The organism is Collinsella sp. TF10-11AT, assembly GCF_003437565.1.
In the GTDB taxonomy this organism is placed as follows: domain Bacteria; phylum Actinomycetota; class Coriobacteriia; order Coriobacteriales; family Coriobacteriaceae; genus Collinsella.
In genome coordinates this window covers 1-1,267 of record NZ_QSQW01000032.1, presented here as the reverse complement: position 1 = coordinate 1,267, position 1,267 = coordinate 1, and the positions used below count along the sequence as shown (strand labels likewise).

Genomic DNA, 1,267 nt, shown 5'->3' with positions numbered 1-1,267 from the left:
GGCCCGAAAGAAAGGTAGGAGGCCATGACGAAAGGTCTGCACGTGCCTTCCGAGATCGGCAAGCTCAGGAAGGTCTGCCTGCACCGTCCCGGCGACGAGCTCCTCAACCTGCCGCCCGACGAGCTCGAGCGACTCCTGTTCGACGACGTCCCGTTCCTGGAGGTCGCGCAGCAGGAGCACGACACCTTCGCCCAGATCCTTAAGGACCAGGGCGTGGAGGTGCTCTACCTCGAGAACCTCGTCGCAGAGGTGTTCGACCAGGTCCCCGGCGCCCGCGCCGAGTTCACCGACCAGTACATCGCCGAGGCAGGCATCCGCGGCCAGCAGATGCCGCAGATCGTCCGCGAGAAGCTGGACTCCATCGAGGACAACCTCGAGTTCGTCAAGAAGACCATGGCCGGCATGACCAAGGCCGAGATCGACATGCCCCTCACGGCGTCCACGACCCTCGACTCCCTGGTCAACTCCGAGTCCGAGTCCGACCTGATCATCGACCCGATGCCCAACCTCTACTTCACCCGCGACCCGTTCGCGGTCGTCGGCGAGGGCGTCAACCTCAACCGCATGTACTCGGTCACCCGCAACCGCGAGACCCTGTACGGCAAGTACGTCTTCAAGTACCACCCCGACTACAAGGACGTCTCCCTGTACTTCCGCCGCGACTGCCAGTTCCACACCGAGGGCGGCGACGTGCTGAACATCAACGAGAAGACCCTCGCCGTCGGCATCTCCCAGCGCACCCAGGCGGCCGCCATCGACGTCATGGCCCAGAACATCTTCTGGAACTCCGACTCCAAGGTCGAGCGCATCCTGGCCTTCGACATCCCGGTCTCCCGCGCCTTCATGCACCTCGACACGGTCTTCACCCAGATCGACGTCGATAAGTTCACGATCCACCCCGCCATCATGGGCACCCTGCGCGTCTACGAGCTGACCGCCGGCAAGAACCCGGGCGACGTGAACATCCGCCTGATCGAGGACACCCTCGAGCACGTCCTGGAGGACGCCACCGGCGTCGACCAGGTCAAGCTGATCCCCTGCGGCGGCGGCGACCCGATCGCGGCCTCCCGCGAGCAGTGGAACGACGGCTCCAACACCCTGTGCGTCGAGCCCGGCAAGATCTGCGTCTACGCGCGCAACACCGTCACCAACGACGTGCTGTACAAGGAGGGCCTGGACCTTCTCGTCGTGCCCTCCGCCGAGCTCTCCCGCGGCCGCGGCGGCCCGCGCTGCATGAGCATGCCCTTCTGGCGCGAGGACCTCTAAG

General features: G+C 65.3%; 1 protein-coding gene. It reads left to right on the top strand.

The window, feature by feature from the left end; all coding sequences use genetic code 11:
- Positions 1–24 precede the first annotated feature (24 nt).
- Positions 25–1,266 (top strand): arginine deiminase, encoded by a 1,242-nt coding sequence (gene arcA, locus DXC99_RS10205; RefSeq protein ID WP_117584235.1) that lies wholly within the window; start codon positions 25–27, stop codon positions 1,264–1,266.
- Position 1,267: the final 1 nt, after the last annotated feature.